At 43.4% G+C, this 23,843-nt stretch carries 19 protein-coding genes; 5 read left to right on the top strand and 14 right to left on the bottom strand.

Annotated elements, in window-relative coordinates; genetic code table 11:
* Both Phpb_RS26640 and Phpb_RS27375 read right to left on the bottom strand, forming a co-directional pair.
* The coding region (locus Phpb_RS26640) for a hemagglutinin repeat-containing protein (RefSeq protein ID WP_338046865.1) at positions 1 to 1,391 on the bottom strand (1,391 nt) is incomplete at its 3' end.
* A 45-nt stretch (positions 1,392 to 1,436) separates the two neighbouring features.
* A complete protein-coding gene (locus Phpb_RS27375; protein WP_065389816.1) occupies positions 1,437 to 2,009 on the bottom strand; it encodes a POTRA domain-containing protein in 573 nt (190 codons plus the stop codon).
* Positions 2,010 to 2,312: 303 nt separating this feature from the next.
* On the opposite strand from Phpb_RS27375, the gene tyrP reads away from it, so the two are divergent.
* Together tyrP and Phpb_RS07505 are read left to right on the top strand one after the other, a co-directional pair.
* The gene (tyrP, locus tag Phpb_RS07510) at positions 2,313 to 3,518 is read left to right on the top strand and encodes a tyrosine transporter TyrP (RefSeq protein ID WP_065389815.1); all 1,206 of its coding nucleotides are present in this window, start codon (positions 2,313 to 2,315) and stop codon (positions 3,516 to 3,518) included.
* Positions 3,519 to 3,890: 372 nt separating this feature from the next.
* A complete protein-coding gene (locus Phpb_RS07505; protein ID WP_065389814.1) occupies positions 3,891 to 5,333 on the top strand; it encodes a catalase in 1,443 nt (480 codons plus the stop codon).
* A gap of 84 nt (positions 5,334 to 5,417) precedes the next feature.
* Here Phpb_RS07505 and menE read toward each other — a convergent pair whose 3' ends face one another.
* The 6 genes from menE to menF all read right to left on the bottom strand — a co-directional run bounded on the left by menE (position 5,418) and on the right by menF (position 12,540).
* Positions 5,418 to 6,818 carry an o-succinylbenzoate--CoA ligase gene (menE, locus tag Phpb_RS07500; RefSeq protein ID WP_065389813.1) on the bottom strand — a complete coding sequence of 467 codons (1,401 nt, stop codon included), beginning with the start codon at positions 6,816 to 6,818 and terminating at the stop codon, positions 5,418 to 5,420.
* Positions 6,806 to 7,777 carry an o-succinylbenzoate synthase gene (gene menC / locus Phpb_RS07495; protein ID WP_065389812.1) on the bottom strand — a complete coding sequence of 324 codons (972 nt, stop codon included), beginning with the start codon at positions 7,775 to 7,777 and terminating at the stop codon, positions 6,806 to 6,808. The genes menE and menC overlap by 13 nt, the downstream gene beginning before the upstream one ends.
* Entirely contained in the window at positions 7,777 to 8,634 is an 858-nt protein-coding gene (gene menB, locus Phpb_RS07490) for a 1,4-dihydroxy-2-naphthoyl-CoA synthase (RefSeq protein ID WP_065389811.1), read from the bottom strand. Before menB ends, menC begins: the two co-directional genes overlap by 1 nt.
* A gap of 11 nt (positions 8,635 to 8,645) precedes the next feature.
* Entirely contained in the window at positions 8,646 to 9,452 is an 807-nt protein-coding gene (gene menH / locus Phpb_RS07485; protein ID WP_065389810.1) for a 2-succinyl-6-hydroxy-2,4-cyclohexadiene-1-carboxylate synthase, read from the bottom strand.
* Positions 9,413 to 11,107 (bottom strand): 2-succinyl-5-enolpyruvyl-6-hydroxy-3-cyclohexene-1-carboxylic-acid synthase, encoded by a 1,695-nt coding sequence (menD, locus tag Phpb_RS07480; RefSeq protein ID WP_065389809.1) that lies wholly within the window; start codon positions 11,105 to 11,107, stop codon positions 9,413 to 9,415. The genes menH and menD overlap by 40 nt, the downstream gene beginning before the upstream one ends.
* A gap of 113 nt (positions 11,108 to 11,220) precedes the next feature.
* A complete protein-coding gene (gene menF, locus Phpb_RS07475) occupies positions 11,221 to 12,540 on the bottom strand; it encodes an isochorismate synthase MenF (protein ID WP_065389840.1) in 1,320 nt (439 codons plus the stop codon).
* Between the two features lie 1,015 nt (positions 12,541 to 13,555).
* Here menF and Phpb_RS07470 point away from each other — a divergent pair.
* The 3 genes from Phpb_RS07470 to Phpb_RS07460 all read left to right on the top strand — a co-directional run bounded on the left by Phpb_RS07470 (position 13,556) and on the right by Phpb_RS07460 (position 16,740).
* The gene (locus Phpb_RS07470) at positions 13,556 to 14,782 is read left to right on the top strand and encodes an alpha-xenorhabdolysin family binary toxin subunit A (protein WP_065389808.1); all 1,227 of its coding nucleotides are present in this window, start codon (positions 13,556 to 13,558) and stop codon (positions 14,780 to 14,782) included.
* Positions 14,783 to 14,829: 47 nt separating this feature from the next.
* On the top strand, positions 14,830 to 15,891 hold the full coding sequence (locus Phpb_RS07465; RefSeq protein ID WP_065389807.1) for an alpha-xenorhabdolysin family binary toxin subunit B: 1,062 nt from the start codon (positions 14,830 to 14,832) through the stop codon (positions 15,889 to 15,891).
* A gap of 375 nt (positions 15,892 to 16,266) precedes the next feature.
* Entirely contained in the window at positions 16,267 to 16,740 is a 474-nt protein-coding gene (locus tag Phpb_RS07460) for a hypothetical protein (protein ID WP_131817502.1), read from the top strand.
* A gap of 848 nt (positions 16,741 to 17,588) precedes the next feature.
* Here Phpb_RS07460 and nuoN read toward each other — a convergent pair.
* The 6 genes from nuoN to nuoI are packed head-to-tail and all read right to left on the bottom strand — an operon-like array spanning position 17,589 to position 23,837.
* The gene (gene nuoN / locus Phpb_RS07455; RefSeq protein ID WP_036811909.1) at positions 17,589 to 19,046 is read right to left on the bottom strand and encodes an NADH-quinone oxidoreductase subunit NuoN; all 1,458 of its coding nucleotides are present in this window, start codon (positions 19,044 to 19,046) and stop codon (positions 17,589 to 17,591) included.
* A 6-nt stretch (positions 19,047 to 19,052) separates the two neighbouring features.
* Complete coding sequence (nuoM, locus tag Phpb_RS07450) at positions 19,053 to 20,573, bottom strand: NADH-quinone oxidoreductase subunit M (RefSeq protein ID WP_065389805.1); 1,521 nt, start codon at positions 20,571 to 20,573, stop codon at positions 19,053 to 19,055.
* A 20-nt stretch (positions 20,574 to 20,593) separates the two neighbouring features.
* The gene (gene nuoL, locus Phpb_RS07445; RefSeq protein ID WP_065389804.1) at positions 20,594 to 22,441 is read right to left on the bottom strand and encodes an NADH-quinone oxidoreductase subunit L; all 1,848 of its coding nucleotides are present in this window, start codon (positions 22,439 to 22,441) and stop codon (positions 20,594 to 20,596) included.
* The gene (gene nuoK, locus Phpb_RS07440; protein ID WP_015833671.1) at positions 22,438 to 22,740 is read right to left on the bottom strand and encodes an NADH-quinone oxidoreductase subunit NuoK; all 303 of its coding nucleotides are present in this window, start codon (positions 22,738 to 22,740) and stop codon (positions 22,438 to 22,440) included. Before nuoK ends, nuoL begins: the two co-directional genes overlap by 4 nt.
* Positions 22,737 to 23,282 (bottom strand): NADH-quinone oxidoreductase subunit J, encoded by a 546-nt coding sequence (gene nuoJ / locus Phpb_RS07435; protein WP_036781359.1) that lies wholly within the window; start codon positions 23,280 to 23,282, stop codon positions 22,737 to 22,739. The genes nuoK and nuoJ overlap by 4 nt, the downstream gene beginning before the upstream one ends.
* A gap of 12 nt (positions 23,283 to 23,294) precedes the next feature.
* The gene (gene nuoI, locus Phpb_RS07430; protein WP_036781362.1) at positions 23,295 to 23,837 is read right to left on the bottom strand and encodes an NADH-quinone oxidoreductase subunit NuoI; all 543 of its coding nucleotides are present in this window, start codon (positions 23,835 to 23,837) and stop codon (positions 23,295 to 23,297) included.
* Between the last annotated feature and the right edge of the window lie 6 nt (positions 23,838 to 23,843).

The following is a 23,843-nucleotide window of genomic DNA, read 5'->3' as shown; positions in this document are numbered from 1 at the left end:
TGGAAAAGAATACTGCCGTTTGAAATAACAGTGAGTATACCGCCACTAGTCAATGCAGTACCTTGCTGTGTGACTGATTCGGTGAATTCCCTGCCTTTTTCCCGATAAGAGTGATTCTGCACTGATTCAAAACGCATATTGCCTCCGGAAGAAATCGTTGTATTTCCACCTGAACTTAATGTAGCGCCTTGGGTAATCAGCGTTCCATTAGCAGCTAAGGTAAGCTGTTTTCCACCATTAACTACAGCAACAATATGGCGATCATTTTTATTATTATCGTTCTTATTATCAATAGCGGAATAGACTAGAGCTAACAAGTTAATATTCCGACCTGCTGATAATAATGTGTTACCTTTGGCGTTAATTTGAGCCACCTGACCATTGATATCTGCACCGCTGATAATATTGATATTATTTCCTGCTGTTAATCGGCTACTTAATTCACCAGAACGGGATGAGGAAAATAGTTTATTCAGTGAAGGCGATAATTCACGGGGAGTGAGATCAATGTTTTTTGCAGAGGTCAAGTTGATATCTTTTACCGCTGAGATATTAATACCCTTAACAGATAAATTTCCGCCGGCGTTAATCACAACAGAACTTTTTGCATCAAGTTTACCTATTGTAGATAACATCTGATTAAACAGCGTTTGTTCTTTATTCTCAGCATTCACATCTCCCATTCGTTTATGTGTCAATAATTCACTGTTATTATCAATGGTAATATCACGATTTGAAGTTAAAGAAATATTATGACTTTTCGTTAAGAAAACATTGCGAAGAAGAATATTTTTACCCGCATGTAAGAGCAAATCACCCGTAGCTTCCAAGCTACTTATTCTACGCGTATTATCAGCATTAAAATACTCTGGCTTACTACTACTTTTAAGTTGAATATCCCCATTGCGACTGATAATAGTTACATCCTTGCCTTTTAACTCACCTTGCAGAGCATTAATGTTATTAGCCGCTGTCATCGATAAACTATTTGACGAAACCAATGCGGCATTATTAAGATTAATATCATTCTCGGAAATGATATTTAATCCATCAGTAGCCTTTAGTTTATCAGTGATATTAATTTTTCCCGCATGGAGTAAAATATTTTTTGCTGATAATGTGTCAGGTCGGGCAGTTACAGTCACTTCAGACGGATTTTTATTCCCAACTGGCAACGAACTCTGAATATTTATCAAATCTCTGAAATCAGCGACCAGATTACCCCCAGCCTTTATTTCAGCTCTTTTATGAGTTCCTTCTATCCATGTATATAAGTTATTTGATTTTTTGGCTTCAAAAATTTGACTTCTTGGAAATACAGGTTCAGGAATATCTAAATCATATACACCATACCCATTCATTGTTCCAAAACTTAAACTCTCATTATTCAATGAACCTCCAGTCAAAAATAAATCACCCTTAGCTTCAATATTACTTCACTTGTTATTTATGATTAACGAATTTATATAGGCATTACCACCTGAACTAATAATAGACGATGAAGACATATTAACAGAGTAAACTTGTCTTGTTTCATTAACATAATTGGAGTTATACAAGTCTACACTTCCAAACCATTTATCAGGCTCATCATCCTGTGCTCTGAGTCCAGCCTGAGAAGTGACATAACCTCGCTCGATATAGGCATTCGATACTTTACGCACCAGTTCATTAATATCTGGCAAGGTTAAGCAACGGGATAAATAAGGCTGTATGAGTTTTTCCCGTACTGATTGGGAAAGGCTTTCAACACCTTCAAATTGAATATGGTGAACAGTATGGCAAACAGATTCAGCGCCATCAGTTTCGGGTTCTAAATCTGGAGACAAAGTGATGTTGTTACGTAACGCCTCCCGCTGCTGTTGAGCCTGCTGTAATAACGCTTTCTGTTGTTGAGTGATAACCTCTTGATCCGCCGGGCCAATAAACGCTGAAGCATAAGCTTCTCCTGATAGAACGAATAGAGCAGATACAGTTAATTTCCTAAGACAAACCGATATGCTTTCCATTGATAATTCTTATTTCACCATACGTTAATTATTAAGATAATGAATAACGGCTTATTTTAATTAGCAAACCAGATGAAAATAAAAATCTATCTTACTTAAGTGTGATTAAAGTATGGTTTTTTAAATACTTAACAGAATAAGTAACTTTTTATATTTAACGGAATACATAATTTACGATCATGCAAAAACGCAATTGTAATTATTTATTTACACTAAGTGTAACCATAATTTGACATAAATAAATTATTCCTTTAGCCTGCCTTTCCATAACGATTTCAATCAGTTCAGAAACTAGGGGAAAGCGTGAAGAATCGTACTCTTGGCAGTATTTTTATCGTAGCGGGCACGACAATTGGCGCCGGAATGCTAGCGATGCCGCTGGCAGCGGCCGGTGTCGGTTTTAGAACAACCTTCGTGATGTTAGTCGCTCTTTGGGTTTTGATGAGCTATACCGCTTTATTGCTGGTGGAAGTTTATCAATACAGCCCGGCTGATACGGGCCTGGGAACGCTGGCAAAACGTTATCTTGGTCGAGGAGGTCAATGGCTCACCGGTTTCAGTATGCTCTTCCTTATGTATGCCCTGACAACCGCTTATATTAGTGGTGCCGGTGAATTGCTGTCAGGCAGCCTCTCTTCATGGCTGGATAAACCTATCTCTGTCTCATTCGGGATACTGATTTTCACCTTTGTCGCGGGTTGTGTTGTCACTATCGGCACTCAATCTGTCGATATGATTAACCGCCTGCTATTTACTGCAAAAATCATCTTCCTGGTTATTATGCTGACTGTCATGATGCCCCACATCAAAAGCACTAACCTGATGTCAATGCCTTTGGAGCAGGGTTTGGTATTATCGGCTATTCCTGTGGTATTCACCTCTTTTGGTTTTCACGGCAGTGTGCCAAGTATCGTGAATTATATGGGAGGCGATACCCAAAAGTTACGCAAAATATTTGTTATCGGCAGTGCTATCCCGCTGACTGCCTACATTCTATGGCAATTAGCTACACTGGGCGCCATTTCTTCCCACACTTTTGTCGGGATCTTAGCGGAGCAATCAGGACTGAATGGGCTGTTAAAAGCGGTGAGAGAAGTTGTCGCGACGCCTCGGGTGGAGCTTGCGGTCCGTCTGTTTGCTGATTTGGCGCTGGCAACCTCATTTCTTGGGGTCTCCTTAGGTTTGTTTGATTACATGGCAGATCTGTTCAAACGCCGTAATAATGCGACAGGCCGCCTGCAAACCGGCATCATCACTTTTGTTCCACCGTTGCTTTGCTCCTTATACTATCCAAACTTTGTTATGGCGTTAACTTTCGCCGCAGTAGCACTCTCTATTCTCGCTTTATTACTGCCTTCCATGCTGGCATGGCGCAGCCGCCAAATTGAGCAAAGAGCCTATCGGGTAAAAGGCGGAAAACCCGCTTTGATTGTGGTATTTCTTTGCGGAATTGCGGTAATTACCATCCAGATAGGTATTGTCAGTGGTTTATTGCCAGAAGTGGGTTAATGAGAAGTCGAAACTGTCCGCATCAGAAATGGTGCGGACGGCAAATGAATAACAAACCGGTCGCTACCGTAGCAAGATAAATCTTCATTACATTTCCTCTTTATTTACTTAATGTTACACATCTTACGTAAATACAACTAAACCGATAGACAACAAAAAGAAATGAATCATCTATACTTACTAAATATGTGTGAATTCTTCATTTCATGTACTTAATAATTAACTATATAAATAATTTCATATTAAATAGTAAATAAGAAAATAATAAATAAATTATAAAAAAACATAATATTTGCATTTCGCCATTGACCAGAAAATTTTTCTTAATCAGCGATTCCGCTGTTTTTTTTCATGTAAAACAGGAGAAGTGTGATGAAAAAGAGAGGACTTACAACGAATGCTGGCGCCCCTGTCGTTGACAACAATAATGTCATGACCGCGGGTCAACGTGGTCCTATGTTGTTACAAGATGTTTGGTTCTTAGAAAAGCTTGCCCATTTTGATCGTGAAGTGATCCCAGAACGCCGTATGCATGCTAAAGGTTCTGGAGCTCATGGAATTTTTGTGGTTACTCACGATATTACTAAGTACACCCGAGCTAAGATTTTTTCTGAAATAGGCAAAAAAACCGAGATGTTTGCCCGTTTCTCAACCGTCGCCGGTGAGCGCGGCGCAGCAGATGCTGAACGTGACATTCGCGGTTTTGCGCTTAAATTCTATACTGAAGAAGGTAACTGGGATTTAGTCGGCAACAACACCCCGATATTCTATCTTCGTGATCCACTGAAGTTCCCAGATCTTAATCATGTTGTTAAACGCGATCCCCACACTAATTTACGCAATCCTGCCTATAAATGGGATTTTCTCTCTCATCAACCTGAAACACTGCACCAATTAACTATTGATTTCAGTGATCGTGGCGTACCTAAATCTTTCCGTCATATGCACGGTTTTGGTAGCCATGCTTTCAGCTTTATCAACGCAGATAATGAACGTTTCTGGGTGAAATTCCATTTCCGCTGTCAGCAAGGCATTAAAAATCTGATGGACGAAGAAGCAGAAGCGCTGGTAGGTAAAGATCGTGAAAGTTCTCAACGTGATTTGTTTGCAGCAATTGAGCAAGGAGATTATCCACGCTGGAAATTAAAAGTTCAAATCATGCCAGAGAAAGAAGCTAATCTGTTATCGTACAACCCATTTGATTTGACCAAAGTATGGCCTCACGGCGACTACCCGATGATTGATGTCGGTTATTTCGAGCTAAACCGTAATCCTGATAACTATTTCTCAGACGTTGAACAGGCAGCTTTCAACCCCGCTAATGTCGTGCCGGGTATCAGTTTCTCTCCTGATAAGATGTTACAAGGCCGTCTGTTCTCTTATGGTGATGCTCAACGTTACCGTCTTGGTGTTAACCACCATCAAATTCCGGTCAATACACCTCGCTGTCCGTTCCATAATTACCACCGTGATGGGGCAATGCGTGTCGATGGCAACAGCGGAAATACGGTGACTTATGAACCAAACAATGCAGGATTGTTCCAGGAACAACCTGAATTCAAACATCCATCATTAGCTTTAGAAGGAGATGCTGACAACTGGAACCATCGTCAAGATGAAGATTATTTCAGCCAGCCTCGTAAACTGTTTATGTTAATAAATAGTAAAGAGCACCAACGTATGTTTGACCGTATTGCCCGTGAACTGTCACAAGCACATGAAGATACTCAACGCCGTCAGGTTGAGCTATTTAGAAAAGTTCACCCAGAATATGGCGCCGGTGTTGAAAACGCGCTGAAAAAACTCAAAGGATAATATCTAGCAACCCTGTTTTTTTAACCATCTCTGCCCATTATTACACGATAAATAATGGGCAGTACGAAAACAAATCAAAATAACTCAATATAAACTTGGCAAATCCAACACCCATTTCTTAATTTGCTGACGGGAAATTTTAACGCCGTTATTTTTAAACTGTTTAGGTAACAGATAGTAAGCTACCGGGCGCTGAAAAGAAGCCAGTTTACCAATCAACCATTCAGGCAATGTATCAATGACCTCAGATGAATTACTGTCTATCACCGCGACAGGGCGATAACCAAATTCAGGGTCGGGTACCGGAACAATAAAGTTTTGCGCGACCTGTGGGTAGGTGTTAATCACCCGTTCAATATCTTCCGGCTGAATCCCTTCTCCACCGCTAAAAAATTGATTATCCATCCGACCAAGTATTCGCAATTCGCCATTTTGTATCACTCCCCGATCACGGGTATGAAACCAGCCATCACGATCAACCAACGGTTGTAATTTTCCATCCAGCCAATATCCGTTAGCGAGGCTGCCAGAACGAATCTGAATTTCTTCATTTATCAGCCGAATTTCTTTGCCCGGTAAGGGATTGCCAACACCGGGAAGATAGTCTGCCCGTTTAATGCATACGGTTGAAGCCAGTTCGGTCAAACCATAACTACACCAACAGCGAATCCCTTGCTGTTCCGCTTTTTGAGTCAATTCAATGGGGATCATTGATCCACCCAAAAGTACTTCTTTCAAATTCAGTGACTGATTTTGTGAAGACTCCAGTAACCGCCAAAGCTGAGTTGGAACTAATGACGCGTGGGTGCAATCGGCTAAAGCGTGCTCTAACAGATGGGTATTTCTTAGTACTAAAGAAGCCCCTTTCATTAACCAACGCCAAATTATCCCCTGACCAGATATATGAAACAACGGCAATGAAAGCAACCAACTCTCTTGCTGCTGAAAATTGATTGCTGAAAGTACATCTTGCGCACTGGCAAGATGAGCATGAATCGAGTGAACAGCCGCTTTAGGTATCCCGGAAGAGCCGGAGGTCAATATCATACTGGCCGGACGCATAGCATCCCATGCCACTGAATTATCATCAGCATTTATTGGTTCACTTTGCCAGTCGAGGGAGATGGCATCCACCACAGGCAAACTGTCACCACAAAAATCAGCCACGAAATCGATATTCAAATGCGGCAGTAATTGAGCCAAGAGCATTTCAGGCAATTGTGGATTCAATGGCAATACCCGCGCCCCACACTGTAGCGCCGCAAGATAGCAGAACAGCATCTCTTCGCTGTTCTTCCCCCGCAGCATGACGCCACTGCCTTCAACCACTCCTTGCTGGCGAAAATTGGCCGCTACCGTATCCAAAGAGATAACTAATTGATGCCAAGTTAGGGAACGATCACACAATTTGACAGCAATATTTTCAGGGCTAAACGATGCCCAGTAGCGCCACGGCCACTGGGCAAATGGATTTAACTGCGCCATGCGATTTCTAACTCATCCAATCCTGTTACTGACATCGTGCTACCCGGCCAACGGCGCACTAACTGAGACTGAATCAATTCCAGCGTATCCAGTCCAGGAATAGTCGCTGGCGTCAGCCAATGAGCAATACGGGCAAGCTGAGTCAAACCAAAGCTGGTTTCGATACTGGAGCTAATCACCGCCTCCAATCCCGCATTGCGCGCGGCTGAAATCAACTGACAGCAACGGGCAAGGCTGCCAATCAGAGTGGGTTTAATCACAATAGCTGTCACCCCTGCTTGTGCCGCTACGTTAAAACCTTCATCACGAACGCTTTCATCCCATGCAATGGCGATCCCAGTATCACGGGCAAAAGAGAGTGATTGTTCCGGGGTTTGACAAGGTTCTTCCAAAAAGGCAATTCGGTTGCGGTAAGCAGGATTGACATACTTAGCGAAACTATCCGCTTTAGCACGGCTCCAACTACGGTTAGCATCCAGCCGCAAAGACAAATCCGGTACCGCTTCCAGCAAAACGTTAACTATCATGCCATCACGTACAGCTTCATACAGTCCGATTTTCACTTTGGCGACTTTTTGACCGCTCATGTTATTGAGACGAACAATCAGTTCATCAGGATCGCCATTACACAGCGGCGCTTTCCGGTAGTCAGCATCTTGCGGTAGTTTACCCTGCAATTCAGCTAATGCGCAGCTAATTCCAAATGCGACAGAAGGTAATTCACTTTCATCAGGTTCAGCGCCAAGGCACCACTGTTTAAGCCATGCCACCGCGGCTTCACCTGCCTGTTCAACTGTTTCTTTACTAAATTCCGGTAGTGGTGCAATTTCACCCCATCCCTGTTGACCATTTTCCTGTAAGTGAACCAAAAAACCATCACGAGTTTTAAGCCGCTGATATCGCAGGATAACGCCTGCCTCCATTGGCAATCTGAACCGGTATAAAGTTGCTGTACGCATTATGGGTTACGTTTAAATTTACTGAAATCAGGGTGGCGTTTCTCAACGAATGCATTACGTCCCTCCTGACCCTCTTCTGTCATATAGAAAAGCATGGTGGCGTTACCTGCCAGCTCCTGCAATCCAGACTGACCATCACAATCCGCATTTAGAGCCGCTTTTAAGCAACGCAGAGCCATTGGGCTATTTTTTAGCATTTCACGACACCAGCGAACGGTCTCTTTTTCCAGATCCGCATAAGGCACAACTGTGTTAACCAGCCCCATCTCCAACGCTTGTTTAGCATCATATTGACGACACAAGAACCAAATTTCGCGGGCTTTTTTCTGACCAACAATCCGTGCCATGTAAGATGCCCCCCAACCGCCGTCAAAAGAACCCACTTTAGGCCCGGTTTGACCGAAAATAGCGTTATCAGCCGCAATGGTCAGATCACATACCAAATGCAGTACATGACCACCACCAATCGCATATCCAGCAACCATAGCAACAACGGGTTTTGGGCAAATGCGAATTTGGCGCTGGAAATCCAAGACATTCAGGTGATGCATGCCGTTGTCATCTTTATAACCACCATGATCGCCACGGACTTTTTGATCACCACCGGCACAAAAAGCTTTTTCACCCCTACCCGTCAGGATAATCACACCGATATTGTCATCATAACGGGCATTATCCAACGCCTGCATCATCTCTTTAACCGTCAATGGCCGGAATGCGTTACGTACTTGCGGGCGATTAATGGTGATTTTAGCCATACCATCGGTGGATTTGTGATAAAAAATATCTTCAAACCCTTCAAAGCAGTCCTGCCATACAATTGGGGCATAAAGTTCTTCTTCGCTCGGGTAAATCATGTTCGTATTCCTTATACATTAAAGAGTGATAAAAAATGGTTTACTACCGCAGCAAACGCCACCGCGTTCGCTCGGTGAGCATTATGCCCAACACTTGGAATGGTTTGCAGCGGCAAAGCGCAATGTTTTGCCAATTGCTGGAATTTCTTATCATTTTCGCCGCACAGATAAGCAAAAGGTAATCTCAATTGTCGCAGTACAGGTACTAACCAAGGTTGATGTCCAAGTGAGGTGTTTTCCAGCATATTAGCTACACCATCGCCATTATTATGACGGCGTACTTTGATCAGTTGCTGACGCTGTTCAGGTAATAGATCAGAAAAAACCGGCTGCTGATACCAATCAGATAAAACCTGTTCAATCGGCTGAGAACGAAAACGTTCGGCCCAATTTCTATCGTGTTCGAGACGATTATTCCGTTCCTGTTGGGAAAATAATCCGGGATTTCCTCCTTCGATCAGTAAACCACATAATCCCCGCATATCACCATAACAGGCATGATACATGGCAATACGGCCCCCTAAGGAGTAACTAATCAACCAATATTTGCTAATTTGCTGTTCTGCTAATGTTTCAGATAAAAGACAACTCATACCCATAAGATCTTTTACCTGCACGTCAGTGGAATCACCGTGACCGGGCAGATCGATGACCAATGAGGGATGCTGAGCGCACAAATTCACTAACGGCAACCATTCATCACCACAGCCCAATAATCCATGCAACCATACCAGCCAAGGGCGGTCGTTGTGACCGTTGAACTTACGACAAGCCAGACTCACAACATCGCCACCTGTTTTAACAGTTGTTGCAAACATTCAGCCCCTTCTCTCTCCGGCACTTTCAGCTCAATCAGCGTGGTTTCATTTTGTTGCCATGCCTGTTCAATACTTTGTTGCAACTCCATCCAACTTTGTGGGCTGGCATATTTCAAGCCGAACATCGCCGCGGCATGATCAAAATTAACCTGCTGAGGCATACAGTAAAAACGTTGCCTTGCCTCTTCCGACGTTGGTAGTAAAGAGAAAATCTGCCCGCCGTTATTATTGACCACTATTAACACAATAGGTGAGGAAGGATGACGCAACAGTGCCAAGCTATTGAGATCATAAAGCGCCGATAAATCACCGATAATAGCCAAAGTGGGCTTTGCTGTTGCCCGTTGCACACCCGCCGCCGTGGAAATTAATCCATCAATGCCGCTAGCGCCCCGGTTACTGTAAACCGGATACCCAGCCGGTAATTGCCCCAACGCATCTATCAGGCGAATAATCAGGCTGTTACCGACAAACAACTGCCCGCGTTCAGGCAATAATTCACGCAACTTATAGGCCACGGTTGCTTCACCGAATTTCCCTGCCAATTCAGTTCTGACACAGTTAACCGCTTTTTCTGACCAGACAATGAGCTCTTCCGCCCACGGTGTATGCGATTGTGCCCACGGTATACGCGACTGTGCGGGATGAGCCAGTAACCAGTCAGCAATACGACAGGTTAATTTTTTGCCACGATGATTGGCAGGATCAAGCCGGCCTGGTATCGGATCAATAACCCAAAACTCCTGCGGCTGGCATTTCGCCTGCCACTGTAATAAACGTTTCCCTATCAGGCTGGAACCAAACTGCACGACCAGTTGCGCTTGCGCTAAAATCTCCTGCGCATGAGGATTATCCAGCCATAAATCGGCACAAGGCAATGGCTGCCCAGTTTGTGAAAGAACATTGCCAATCAGCGGCCAACCCAATGCCTTTGCCCATTTAGCAACATTAACTCCCTCTTCGGCACTCATTCGACTAGCCAATACAACGCCTTTTTTCTGTTGCCAATAGTTCCAACCCGGTACTTCTGCCATAACATTAGCTACTGGCTGGCCCAACCAAGGTTCGTTACTCTTCCACCAATCGCCTAACTGCTGCTGCCACTCACCATAAGCCGGCTCTTCATGACCATATAACGGTTCAGCAAATGGACAATTAATATGCAAGGCCCCATGTTGCAAATTCGCCATACCATGATCTATGACAGAAACCAGCCAACTTGCCGGTATATCTACAGTCGGCCTAGGCAAAGAGATTGTTTGGCATGGATGAGAAGCAAAAATACCATCCTGACGAATAGCCTGATTTGCACCACAATCCATCAATTCAGGAGGCCGATCAGCGGTAAGGAAAACCACACGTTCACCCGTTAAACTGGCTTCAATTAATGAAGGATAGAGATTTGCCGCCGCGGTTCCAGAAGTCACAATAACGGCAACCGGCTCTCTGCCCGCTTTGGATAACCCCAGTGCCAGATGCCCTAATCCACGTTCGTCAAAATGAGTATGGCAAATCAGTTTGTTATTTGCCGCGGCAGCTATTGTCAAAGGTGTGGAACGTGAACCGGGTGCAATGCAAACATGACGTAATCCATGACGAGTAAGTGCTTCCAATAAAAGCTCCGCCCAGCGGCGGTTAAATGCGCTATTTGACATAGTTTACTCAAAAAATTTCTATAAAAGCTGACTATTAGCCTAACGGCGCAATTAATTATTTCTTTATCCTAGTTCAATGAATTGCCACTTAATCGGAGATTATTTTCATTCAACTATTCACCTTTCAGTAAAGTGCGCAACCCGGCAGCTTTATTCTCTATCTCTATCCACTCCTGTTGTGGATCAGAACCGATCACAATCCCAGCACCGGCATATAGAGAAAATAAATTGTTGTTAATTTGTGCGCAACGTAGAGAAACCGCAAACTCACTCTGTTCACAGGAGAGATATCCTGCGGAACCCGCATACCAATCACGACTAAATGGTTCGCTATTACGAATAAAATCACGAGCCGCTTCACGAGGTAATCCAGCAACAGCCGCCGTTGGTTGTAAACGATGCAAGCAATCACTATCACGAGCACTCTTTAACTTTCCCTGAATCCGGCGGCGTAAATGCTGGACTTTTCGTAAACGAATCACATCTGGCGGAGCCACATCGACAGAAACTACGGCACCTTGAAGACGCTGGCAAATATCATCAACAACAAGTAAATTTTCATGCTGATTTTTTTTATCCTCCAGCAACCATTGTCCCAATTTTTTGGCTTGTTGAACATCATCAGAATTAGCCACCGTACCCGCCAGCGCTTCTGTATAAAGCTGAGTTTGCTTACGGAAGTAAAGCCGTTCTGGTGAAGACGCCAAAAATGCCTCATGCTGATTAAACGCCAGCATAAAATGATAACAGCGGTGATTTATCTGGCGACTCGCTGCCATAAATTGGGCAGCCGCTAAAGATTCACTCAATACTAGTTGCGTCTTACGCGCCATCACGACCTTTTCCATCTTACGATGGGTGATAGTCTCCAAAGCCTGCTCAATCAAGTCACACCACTGGGCGCGCTCCGGCATATTCTCCGCATTCACTACCACTGCCTGTAACGCGGAGAATTCCCGATGCGGAACTAACTGTTGCAGGAATTCCTGTGCATTTCTCATATCCTGTCGGCCAGCTATATTTAAATACAACCAGCTTTCGTCACGGTAACGGCGTAATTCGATGCGGGGCAGAAACAGATAACCGGCTTCCCCTGCTTTAGATTGCGTAATACGAGCTGGTCGAATCCGATCCCAGGCATTCAGCCCCCAGATCCGTATCTGTGGAAATTGACTGTTTCTGTGCAAAAAATTTTCGGCTGAAACAATATCACTGAAAAGATGGATTTGCCCACAAGCAACGACCTCTTCATGGCCCTCTCTGTGATGCCAGTAGAACTGCGGATAATGAGACTGAGCCGCCAGCCATTCCAGCCAGTAAGTGTTGCAACCGGCTGGCAGAGGAAATGAAATCTGTTGGATACCAACTTCGCTAACTTGTTTATTATTCAGTGTCTTGCATACATTAGCGACAACATTAGCAATTTGATTCACCACTTCTGCCTCAAAAGACGTGATAAAAAGTAGGATTATACGGGGCATTAATAATAATTAAAGCCCTGATTATTTATGCAGTTATGCTTGTTCGATTCCGTTAGCGATATGCCATTATCCCAATACTGAAACAAGCTACATCAGACGTTTTGTCCTTTAGATAAGGAATATTAAGTTCATTAGTATGATCAATTCTTTCGATGCAATTTATAAAAAACGACTCTTTTACTTACTACGGAAAATTTACTAAATAAATACCGTTATTATAAACCAAGAAATAAATATCTATTTTTCTAAAAAAATCGCGCTATAAAAAAACATATATTATTTTCACAATAGCCAAATAGAATTATAAAAATATCCACCTTATTTGTTAATTCTAACCTATTGTGTGAATAATTAACAATTTAATTGAAATATAGATCTAAAAATAACAAAAGACTTTATTCAATAACATCAGAAAAATAGGTTACGATCCCATCTTTTTTAAACATGCCATAAATGACAGATCAAAAAACATTTAACTAATTCTTTATAAAAAGACTATATTACCCACTTTTTAAATTAATAAGGTAAAAATCACATAACCCCACATTACAAACTAACACAACCAATTGTTTTAAAATGACTTTCACAAAACAACATTAAAATTTTTTATGTTTTTTACATTAACATCAATTAAAAAATGAAATTTAAAATCATATAAACAAGAAAAACAAAAGATTGTTTTCACATTTAATGACTAAAATAATAAAAATTCATATTATTTAATTCCATACATTACATATACAAAAATCATAAAAAATTTCATTTAAGATTAATGAAAACGACAAAAAATTATTTAACAAAACTCATAAATAAAACTATTTTTTCAACAATCAATCACGAAAATATATGTATTTTTAATTCAGATTATTCAATAAAAAATACAACATTAACTTAACAACATAAGTATTATGACGTTCGGTTGTGCCTTGATGTATTTAATAATTTTTTAATAAAGCAAGAACCACTAATGGAGAAATATATGTTATTAGCTCAACTTCCAGCGGAAAAAACACTGAACGAAACAGATATTCCCTCGGCCACCTTGCAATTACTGACTGGTAAACGAGAAGGTGTTGCACGCCCCGGAGGAATATTTACCAAAGAAGACCTGATTAATATCAAACTGTATGTCAAGAAAGGTCTGTCACTACCTTTTAATCTTGAGGAAGTGAAGAGCTATCTCGGCTACCAAAGAGTCAATATCGCTGGACTGGAACCAGAGGATATTTATGCCTTGTTTGAAGAAATCCGCATCCATTCTCTTAGTTGGAGTGAAGTAGAAGAAGATGTTCTACAACAAAGCATTGATCTGGAAGTTATTGGTCAACAAATTACCGAAACTGGAGAGAATATACTCAGTATCATCAATGAGATGCCAATTATTGAACGCATCAAGAGAAGATTGGGAGATATCTCAAGAAGACAACTTTCCGAGATCACTTATACCTACGAAGATAGAGAAGTATCGTATGCTCTGGTAGAAATCCTCGACACCATGAAGAGCGATATTGAGAAACAACGGCAAAAAACTGAAAAAGTCAAAAACGAAGTATCCGATTTCAAACTAAAACTGATCGGCGGCAGGCTGTCAAATGGCAGTATTGCTATGGGCTTGCAACCACAAGTTGAAAGTAAAAGAAAGCTGATGAAAGACAATAAAATGTCAGTCAGTATTGGAGATTTGGACGAAAGAATTATCGAAAAGAAAGCGGAAATCGACCAACTCAAGCAAGATTACAACAAATTCGTTGGCCTGGCTTTTTCTGGTATTGCCGGAGGGATTATAGGTCTCGCAATTACTGGCGGCATCTTTGGTTCTAAGGCAGAAGAAGTACGTAAACTAAAAAATGAACTGATTGCGGAAGTACGCAGTTTAGAAGATGACATTAAGGGTAAGCGCGCCCTACAAAAATCCATTACCACCTTATCTCTTGATTTTAGTGACATTGATACCCGTTTGCTGGATGCGGAAGTGGCATTGAACCATTTGGATTACATGTGGCAATCGATGTTAACTCAAATCAATGCCTCCAGGGATAAATTCTCTCAGATTAACGACGCACTAAAATTGACCTCTTTTATTACTAAATTCCAACAAGTGATAAGCCCTTGGAAAGAGGTAGAAGGCTCCGCTAAACAATTAGTCAGAGTTTTCGATGAAGCGCTGAAAGAATACAAAAATCGCTACAACTAATTGTTCCCTCTCGTATGAAATAGGAAATAGAAAAAAGGAGTATTAGCATGAGTGAGATCATCACTTTTCCACAGCAGGCTGTTGTTTATCCAGAAATTAATGTAACAACCTTGAGTCAAGCAGTGAAAAATATCTGGCGTCTGTCACATCAGCAAAAGTCAGGTATCGAAATCATTCAGGAAAAAACACTGCGGATAAGCTTATACAGCCGTGCCCTCGACGAAGCAGCACGTGCCTCTGTGCCTCAATTGCAAACTGTCCTGAGACAACTACCCCCTCAAGACTACTTTCTGACCCTCATTGAAATCGATACAGAGCTGGAAGATCCCGAATTAGATGATGAGTCTCGAAATACTCTTTTGGAAGCACGTTCAGAACATATCCGCAATCTGAAGAAAGATGTCAAAGGTGTTATTCGCAGCTTACGCAAAGAAGCGAACCTAATGGCAAGTAGGATTGCCGATGTAAGCAATGTCGTGATCTTAGAACGCCTGGAAAGTAGCCTGAAAGAGGAACAAGAACGAAAAGCAGAGATTCAGGCTGATATTGCTCAGCAAGAGCAGAATAAAGCTAAATTGGTTGTAGATCGCAACAAAATCATCGAAAGCCAAGACGTTATCCGTCAATACAATTTGGCTGACATGTTCAAAGACTATATTCCCAATATCAGCGATCTGGATAAACTAGATTTAGCCAATCCTAAAAAAGAACTGATCAAACAGGCAATTAAGCAGGGCGTTGAAATTGCTAAGAAGATTCTGGGCAATATTTCCAAGGGATTGAAATATATAGAATTGGCTGATGCCAGAGCCAGATTGGATGAACGAATCAGCCAGATAAACAAAGATTGCGACGACCTGAAAATCCAATTAAAAGGAGTAGAACAACGGATTGCCGGTATAGAGGATGTGCACCAAATCGACAAGGAGAGAACCACATTACTACTTCAAGCAGCTAAATTAGAACAAGCATGGAATATATTTGCCAAACAATTACAGAACACCATAGATGGTAAAATCGACCAACAAGATCTAACCAAGATCATACACAAACAGTTGGATTTCCTTGATGATTTAGCATTGCAATATCACTCAATGCTACTGAGTTAAGTGCTAAGAAGACTCATTCTCCTATATAGGAGATAAAAAATAGGAGATAAAAACAACCCGGTAGGAATAAACCTTACCGGGTCAGGTTATTGACCAACCCATTTAAAAACATTCCCAAAGACATAAGCAAGGCCGCACGTCTGCTAGATTGGGAGCATAATATCATTACGCGAAAACTGAAAGACTTTCACAAATCTACCCTTCTAATAAGCATCAGTCCTGCATTATCGATTGTGTCGCATGATCGATTGTATTGCATGATCGAGTGATGTTTTAATGCTCGTCACCATTTTTTCGATATAAATTAGGAGAATGTAAATGAGCAAGCTAATTCTGTCCTCTAATATGTTGTTGAAAGAGGAACAAACTGTTTCGTTGACCCAAGTAGACCTAACCAAAGAAGACCCATCTCTGCTGGAGTTGCTACAACAGCAAATTGAAGCCGAGGACAGTCTCACGCAACAAACCGGACCACGTTGGTATCGCTCTGGTTTAGGCCCTAAACCAACTCAAGGCGGAAAGTATATTTCTGGTACAACCTTAGCTCCCTTGAACGGACCGACGCCTTCAGGAATTGTGAACACCATTCAGTGTACTTATGACCGAATCAATTGGGCTGGCTGGCAAAATCAAATCACGCTGCGTCTTTTCATCACCACCCCGGATAATTCTGCTGCATGGGAAGCATTTCCGGATGTAGCCAGCGACTCAGCCACAATCAATGCCGCAGGAGCTAATGTTCCAGCAGACTGTAGGATTACCCTGCAAATGAAAGTCGGAAATATCACGGGCGGGTTGTATCAGCCGCCGTACATTTCATCCTATGACTGCTGGGTAAACTACAACTAACACGAACTGTTAAGGATGCGCCTTTGGATATGTGCCAAAGGCGCATTGCTAAATACGTTGTTTACTGTGAAAGATGTTATCCTGAATATATTCTTGAAGAAGTCAGATTGGATGCGATAATTAAAGAAATGGACTTTAATTTTAATACCATTAATATATTTCTTACCCTCTTTGATTTTAAGCCTAAAAATTAAATACAAGAAAAAAAGAAAAAGGAAAAACGAGAAACGAGAAACGAGAAACGAGAAACGAGAAACGAGAAAATCAGAGTGTCGATTTAATGAAAATGGGTAAATTTAAATTACAGGCTCTAAAAAAAATAGTTTTTAATAGCTATTTAAAACCTGCTCACCATAAAACCATCAGTGAAAAATGAGAAAATAATTAACTTTACCAATGATTATAAATAACGTTTCATAATTTTACTACACATGACCATTTTCAACTCATTGTTATACATATAATTATAAGTGACATAAGATATAAATAATGTTTCATAATTCTGCTACACATGACCTTCTCCAACCCATTGTTATACATAGAATTATGGGTAGTATAAGATGTAGCGCTATTTTAGAATCTTATTTATAACCATTTTGAAATCTCATTTATACCCCGTAAAAAAGGCAAATAAGAACATAAAATATTATTAAATGAATTTACTGATTTATTTAAACATCATTTAAATAGACATGGTTTTAAGAGAAAACCTAAAATCATATGACGAGACTATTTTAATAAATAAAATATTTTATTTTTATAACCCAAGTCTTTTCAAAACTGACCCGGCAAGAATAATCTTACCGGGTTTTTATATTCCAAATAGTCCGTAACAACCGACTGGCTATTTAGAGAATAATTTTCGCTTGCTGTATCACATCAATCAGCGGTTGAGGCCAGATACCTAACGCTAATACCAATAATGCGGAAACCAGAACAACGATCCCGCCGGCAGTTGATGCCCAGTTCCTTGGTGTATCGCGGTTAAGGGCCTTTGGCGCAGGCAGGTACAAACTGACCATCACCCGCAGGTAGTAATACAAACCGATAGCACTACCTACCACCACAGCCCCCGTCAGCCACCACAGTTCCGCTTTCACACCCAACACAATGACATAGAATTTACCAATAAAACCAAATGTCATTGGTATCCCCGCCAGCGACAACATCATCACCGTCATCACCGCGGACAGAATAGGTTTATGCCAAAACAAGCCACGATATGAGTAGAGGGAATCCGCATCCGGCCCTTTATATGGGCTAGACATGAGGCTAACAACGCCAAATGCGCCGATACTGCTAAACAGATAACCTGCCAGATAGATACCGACCGTCTCTTCTGAAAGCTGGTGATTCTGTACCGCCACCAGCGCCACCAACAAATAACCAAGGTGAGCAATAGAAGAGTAACCAAGCAGACGTTTGATATTTGTCTGGGTCAACGCCATCAAGTTACCGAACAACATAGAAGCAATCGCGATAACGGTTAACACCGTGCGCAATGCTTCGCTATCCGCCATTGGCGCTTCAACAAACAAGCGCACTACTACCGCGAAAATCGCTATCTTGCTGGCTGTCGCCAGGAAGGTAGAGACCGGAGCCGGCGCTCCCTGATAAACATCCGGTGTCCAGAGATGGAAAGGTACCAGTGATAATTTGAAGCCAAGGCCAACAACCAGCATGCCCAAGCCTGACAGTATCAAAGGTTGATAGATATAGCTGTCAGACAAACGATGCCCCAGTGCGGCAAAAGAGAGATCTCCTGATTCCGCATATAGCAACGCTATACCAAACAGCATGAAAGAAGAGGCTGCCGCGGACAGCAGCATATACTTGATAGCTGCTTCCAGAGAGCGTTTCTGGCGATATGCATAACCAATCAAACCAAACAGCGGCAAAGTTAATAACTCAATACCGATAAACAATGATGCCAGGTGGTTTGCACAAGCCAGAAGAATCCCGCCTACTGTCGCAATTAGCACCAGCAAATAGAACTCTTCTTTGTTATCTGGATAATTTTCTAACCAAGAATAGGCGAAAGTCGTCGTTGCCAGGCTCGCAACCAGCACGAGACCGATATAGAGCATAGCATAGCGATCCACATGAACCAGTGGGGTGACATCCATCGCTTCTTGCTGTCCGACAAAATAGAGAGACAGCAAAGCCAGATTCAAACCTACCACGGTCAGAGTAGTGTTAATAAAGTGATCGCGTCGCCACGCAATGGACAGCATCACAACCACTACCGTCAATCCGACGATCAACAGCGGTAACAGCGCGATCAGTTGTTGAGGAGTTATTGTCATGGCGAATTACGGCCTTGTAGTTGAAATTGAAGCTGAATACCAGGTCTGGATGTTATCCATCGCTGCCGCTGAAGTATCAAGGATAGGTTGTGGGTAGAAACCCATCACCACCAGTAATATCAACAGCACCATTACAATGGATACTTCTCGCATATCCATCCGTCTTAGTGGTTCGTCTGATTTTGCCTCACCGTAGTAAGCACGCTGCATCATGTACAGGGCATAAACAGAGGCGAAGACCAGACCAAATACAGAAATCGTTATAATTAACGGAAATTCACTAAAACTACCAAACAGGATCATAAATTCACCGATGAAGTTACCGGTCCCCGGCATTCCCAGTGTCGCGACAGCAAAAGAGAGCGATAACGCAGGCAAGAACTGCACACGTTTCCACAAACCGCCCATGAGATTCATATCACGGGTATGTAAGCGTTCATAAAGTTGCCCACAGAGAATAAACATCCCTGCGGCTGACAAACCATGAGCAATCATCTGAATAATCGCCCCTTGGTAAGCAAGCTGGCTGCCAGAATAGATCGCGATTAGCACAAATCCCATATGAGAGATACTGGTATAAGCAATCAAGCGTTTGATATCTGTCTGGCTGAACGCCATCCATGCGCCATAGAAGATCCCAAGCACGCCGAACCACATCGCAATCGGCGTGAACTCATGAGAAGCTTCCGGGAACAACGGCAAAGCAAAACGCAACAGACCATAACCCGCGGTTTTCAGCAAGATGCCGGCTAAGTCAACAGAACCCGCTGTTGGCGCCTGACTGTGCGCATCAGGCAACCACCCATGTAAAGGCACAACCGGCATTTTTACCGCAAACGCAATGAAGAAACCGAGCATCAGTAAGTATTGAACGGTATGTGACATTGGTGTATTCAGCAGTTCTTGATAGCTGAATGTCCACTCGCCTGTTCCGTTATAGTGAACCAGTACCAGCGCCATAATCGCAATTAACATCACCAAGCCACTTGCCTGAGTGTAAATGAAAAACTTGGTCGCCGCGGTGATACGAGTCTTACCGCCTGAGCCTCTGTGTCCCCATAGTGCAATCAGGAAGTACATCGGCACCAACATCATTTCCCAGAAGAAGAAGAACAGGAACATGTCGATCGCGAGGAACACCCCCATCACACCACCCAAGATCCACAGCAAGTTCAAGTGGAAAAAGCCCTGATATGGCTGATTTTCCGTCCATGAACAGAGAATAGCCATCAGCCCCAGTAGCGCGGTCAACACCACCATCAGCAGCGATAAGCCATCCAGAGCAAGGTGAATACTGATGCCAAAACGTGGGATCCACGGCATAAGAAATTCCTCTTGCCATTGAGGTATCCCTTGTGGATTAGCCAAGGTGTAGCCCCCCTGCAACCACAGTTGCAGAGAGAGTACCAGAGTCAACCCCATCGAGATTAACGCGATCCAGCGCGGTACACGGGTACCGAAGCGTTCAGCCTGCCAACTCAACAGGCCACCGATGAAGGGCATAAGAATTAGCCAAGGTAATAGCATGGCGCAATGTATCCCTTAAATTAAACCAGTAGCAGCAGAGCTAAAACCAGCACTGCACCCAACCCCATAGAGGCAACGTACCAACGGACCTGTCCATTTTCACTCAGGCTAAGACCTTTGTTACTCCAGCGTGATAACACCGCAGGAATATTCATCAGTGAATTCAGCGGATCGTTTCGCAATACATGTGTAATGTTCTTGAACGGCTTAACAAATACCCAGTCATAGAGAACATCAAAGCCCCAAGCATTAAACCACCACACGGAGAAGAAACGCCCCGGAGCACTTTGTGCCACACCATTCACCAACTGACGTTTACCCAGATACAGTGCCATTGCCAGCAAAATACCCGCCACAGCGATCACGCCAGAAACCACTTCCAGGGTCATTTTACCTGTGTGATCCGTTGCATGGCTTCCCGGCAACACACCCGCCAATGGCGGCGCAATCAGTGCGCCCACAAAGGTGGAAAGCACCAGCAATACCAGTAACGGCAGGTGATGGGTAATACCTTTAACAGGATGGGCTTTTGTTTTCGCCTCACCGTGGAAAACAATGAAAATCATGCGGAAAGTATACAAGGAAGTCATAAATGCCCCCGCCAAACCCGCCAACATTAGGTTGATATGGCCATGTGACATTGCTCCCCACAGAATTTCATCTTTACTGTAGAAACCGGCAGTGACGATTGGCAACGCTGACAACGCCGCGCCACCCACCAAGAAGCAGACATAAACCAACGGAATGGATTTACGCAACCCTCCCATTTTGAAAATATTCTGCTCGTGGTGACAGGCCAGAATGACGGAACCCGATGCCAAGAACAACAGCGCCTTAAAGAAAGCATGAGTCATCAGGTGGAAGATTGCCGCATCCCACGCCTGAACACCCAACGCCAAGAACATGTAGCCAATCTGGCTCATGGTTGAATAAGCCAATACACGCTTAATATCGGTTTGCACTAACGCAGCAAAACCTGCCAACACCAGCGTGACAGCACCGATAGTGCCAACCAGTTGCAGGATTTCCGGCGCCATCAGGAATAAGCCGTGGCTACGCGCGACCAAATACACCCCGGCGGTTACCATCGTCGCGGCGTGAATCAGCGCAGAAACCGGCGTTGGACCTGCCATCGCATCGGCCAACCAAGTTTGTAACGGCAACTGGGCTGATTTACCTACCGCTCCCCCCAATATCATCAGGGTCGCCCAAGTAATCACCGAAGAACCGGCTTCCAGATGTTGCGGCGCTAAAATCGCCAACTCGCGGAAGTTCAAGGTTCCCAGATTGTCATACAGAATGAACATGCCGATAGCCAGGAAGACATCACCCACACGGGTAACGACAAAGGCTTTCATTGCCGCGGCGCCATTCGCCGGATTGGTATAGTAGAAGCCAATCAGCAAATAACTGCACAGACCTACCCCTTCCCAACCGAGATACATCAGCATCATGTTATCTGCCAGAACCAATATCACCATGCTGGCGATAAACAGGTTGGTATAAGCGAAGAAACGGGAATAACCCTCTTCACCACGCATATACCACGAGGCATACATATGGATCAGGAAACCAACACCGGTTACCACACTCAACATGGTAAGCGATAAACCATCAAGCACCAGAGTGAACGGGATACTGAAATTCCCAACTTCCATCCAGTTCCACAGGTTCTGACTGTAAACCAGATCACCCGCACCATTCTGACTGTTGAAATCGATAGCAACCCATAAGGTAACCAACGCAGCCAAACCAACAGAACTAATCCCGATGGTGGCTGATATATTTTCAGACCAGCGGCCACGGGAAAATGCCAACAGCAAAAATCCCAGCAGTGGCAGCAGAATTGTTAAATAGAGTAAGTTCATCCGCGCATCTCACTGACTATATCAATATTCAGATTCTGGCGACGACGATAGAGCTGCAATAACAGCGCCAGGCCAATACTCGCCTCTGCCGCCGCCAAGCTGATAGCCAAAATAAACATCACCTGACCATCTGGCTGGCCCCAATAGCTGCCTACCACAACAAAAGCCAAAGCCGCAGCATTAATCATCACTTCGAGTCCAATTAACATAAACAACAGATTACGGCGAATGATGAGCCCGGTCAGGCCCAACACAAATAGAATGGCCGCCAAAATCAGTCCATGTTGAAGAGGTATCATGGTTGTTCCTCCGCATTTCGGTTGCTGAGCACTTCACCCTGTTTGTGCTCACGGCCTATGTGGTACGCCACCACCATACCGGCAAGTAATAGCAAAGAAGCCAGTTCAACGGCCAATACATACGGGCCAAACAAACTGATACCCACTTCTTTAGCACTGATAACTTCACCGGTGATATTGTCAGCAATATCGCCATGAGAAACATTGATAATGGTATACACCAGCACAACAAGCAGCACGGCTGACAGTATCCCCGGACCAATCCAGGTCCTCGGTTTCAACCAGACACGCTCTTGTTCAACAACAGATTTGCCAAGGTTAAGCATCATCACCACGAAAACAAACAGCACCATGATGGCCCCGGCGTAGACGATGATCTCTAGCGCACCGGCAAAATAAGCGCCCAGCGAAAAAAACACCGCTGAAAGCGCCAGCAGAGACACAATCAGATACAAAAGCGCGTGTATCGGATTGGTATGGGTAATCACCCTGATAGTTGCCAATATGGCAATCAGCCCGGCAGTATAAAACGTAAATTCCATGAATATCGCTCCTTACGGCAACAGGCTTTTAACGTCGATAGGTTTCGCTTCATTGTCGGCTTCACCTTTCGATTTGCCGTCAATCGCCATACCTGTCTTACGGTAAAAGTTATAATCAGGATATTTACCCGGACCTGAAATCGTCAGATCCTCTTTTTCATACACCAAATCCTGGCGCTTAAATTCCCCCATTTCGAAATCCGGCGTTAATTGGATCGCAGTCGTCGGGCAAGCTTCTTCACATAAGCCACAGAAAATACAACGTGAGAAGTTAACGCGGAAAAATTCTGGATACCAACGACCATCTTTATGTTCAGCTTTTTGCAGTGAGATACATCCCACCGGACAAACGGCAGCACACAGGTTACAGGCGACACAACGCTCTTCACCGTCCGGATCGCGCGTCAACACAATACGGCCACGGTAACGGGGCGGCAGATAAACCGGTTCCTCTGGATACATTTGGGTTTCGCGCTTATGAAAGGCATGCAAGCCAATCATCCAAATACTGCGTACCTGGGTGGCAAAACCAACCACTAACTCTTTCAATGTCATGGTTCA

The sequence above is a fragment of the Photorhabdus namnaonensis genome, assembly GCF_001684335.1.
GTDB classification, from domain to species: Bacteria; Pseudomonadota; Gammaproteobacteria; order Enterobacterales; family Enterobacteriaceae; genus Photorhabdus; species Photorhabdus namnaonensis.
Note: the sequence above shows the minus strand (reverse complement) of the source record. Positions and strands in the feature narration are given on the sequence as shown.

Excerpts from the sequence above, each read along its gene's own strand:
- Phpb_RS27375 (WP_065389816.1), bottom strand. The coding sequence starts at position 2,009 with ATGGAAAGCATATCGGTTTGTCTTAGGAAATTAACTGTATCTGCTCTA.
- Phpb_RS07505 (WP_065389814.1), top strand. The coding sequence starts at position 3,891 with ATGAAAAAGAGAGGACTTACAACGAATGCTGGCGCCCCTGTCGTTGAC.
- menE (WP_065389813.1), bottom strand. The coding sequence starts at position 6,818 with ATGGCGCAGTTAAATCCATTTGCCCAGTGGCCGTGGCGCTACTGGGCA.
- menC (WP_065389812.1), bottom strand. The coding sequence starts at position 7,777 with ATGCGTACAGCAACTTTATACCGGTTCAGATTGCCAATGGAGGCAGGC.
- menB (WP_065389811.1), bottom strand. The coding sequence starts at position 8,634 with ATGATTTACCCGAGCGAAGAAGAACTTTATGCCCCAATTGTATGGCAG.
- menH (WP_065389810.1), bottom strand. The coding sequence starts at position 9,452 with ATGTTTGCAACAACTGTTAAAACAGGTGGCGATGTTGTGAGTCTGGCT.
- menD (WP_065389809.1), bottom strand. The coding sequence starts at position 11,107 with ATGTCAAATAGCGCATTTAACCGCCGCTGGGCGGAGCTTTTATTGGAA.
- Phpb_RS07470 (WP_065389808.1), top strand. The coding sequence starts at position 13,556 with ATGGAGAAATATATGTTATTAGCTCAACTTCCAGCGGAAAAAACACTG.
- Phpb_RS07465 (WP_065389807.1), top strand. The coding sequence starts at position 14,830 with ATGAGTGAGATCATCACTTTTCCACAGCAGGCTGTTGTTTATCCAGAA.
- nuoN (WP_036811909.1), bottom strand. The coding sequence starts at position 19,046 with ATGACAATAACTCCTCAACAACTGATCGCGCTGTTACCGCTGTTGATC.
- nuoM (WP_065389805.1), bottom strand. The coding sequence starts at position 20,573 with ATGCTATTACCTTGGCTAATTCTTATGCCCTTCATCGGTGGCCTGTTG.
- nuoL (WP_065389804.1), bottom strand. The coding sequence starts at position 22,441 with ATGAACTTACTCTATTTAACAATTCTGCTGCCACTGCTGGGATTTTTG.
- nuoK (WP_015833671.1), bottom strand. The coding sequence starts at position 22,740 with ATGATACCTCTTCAACATGGACTGATTTTGGCGGCCATTCTATTTGTG.
- nuoJ (WP_036781359.1), bottom strand. The coding sequence starts at position 23,282 with ATGGAATTTACGTTTTATACTGCCGGGCTGATTGCCATATTGGCAACT.
- nuoI (WP_036781362.1), bottom strand. The coding sequence starts at position 23,837 with ATGACATTGAAAGAGTTAGTGGTTGGTTTTGCCACCCAGGTACGCAGT.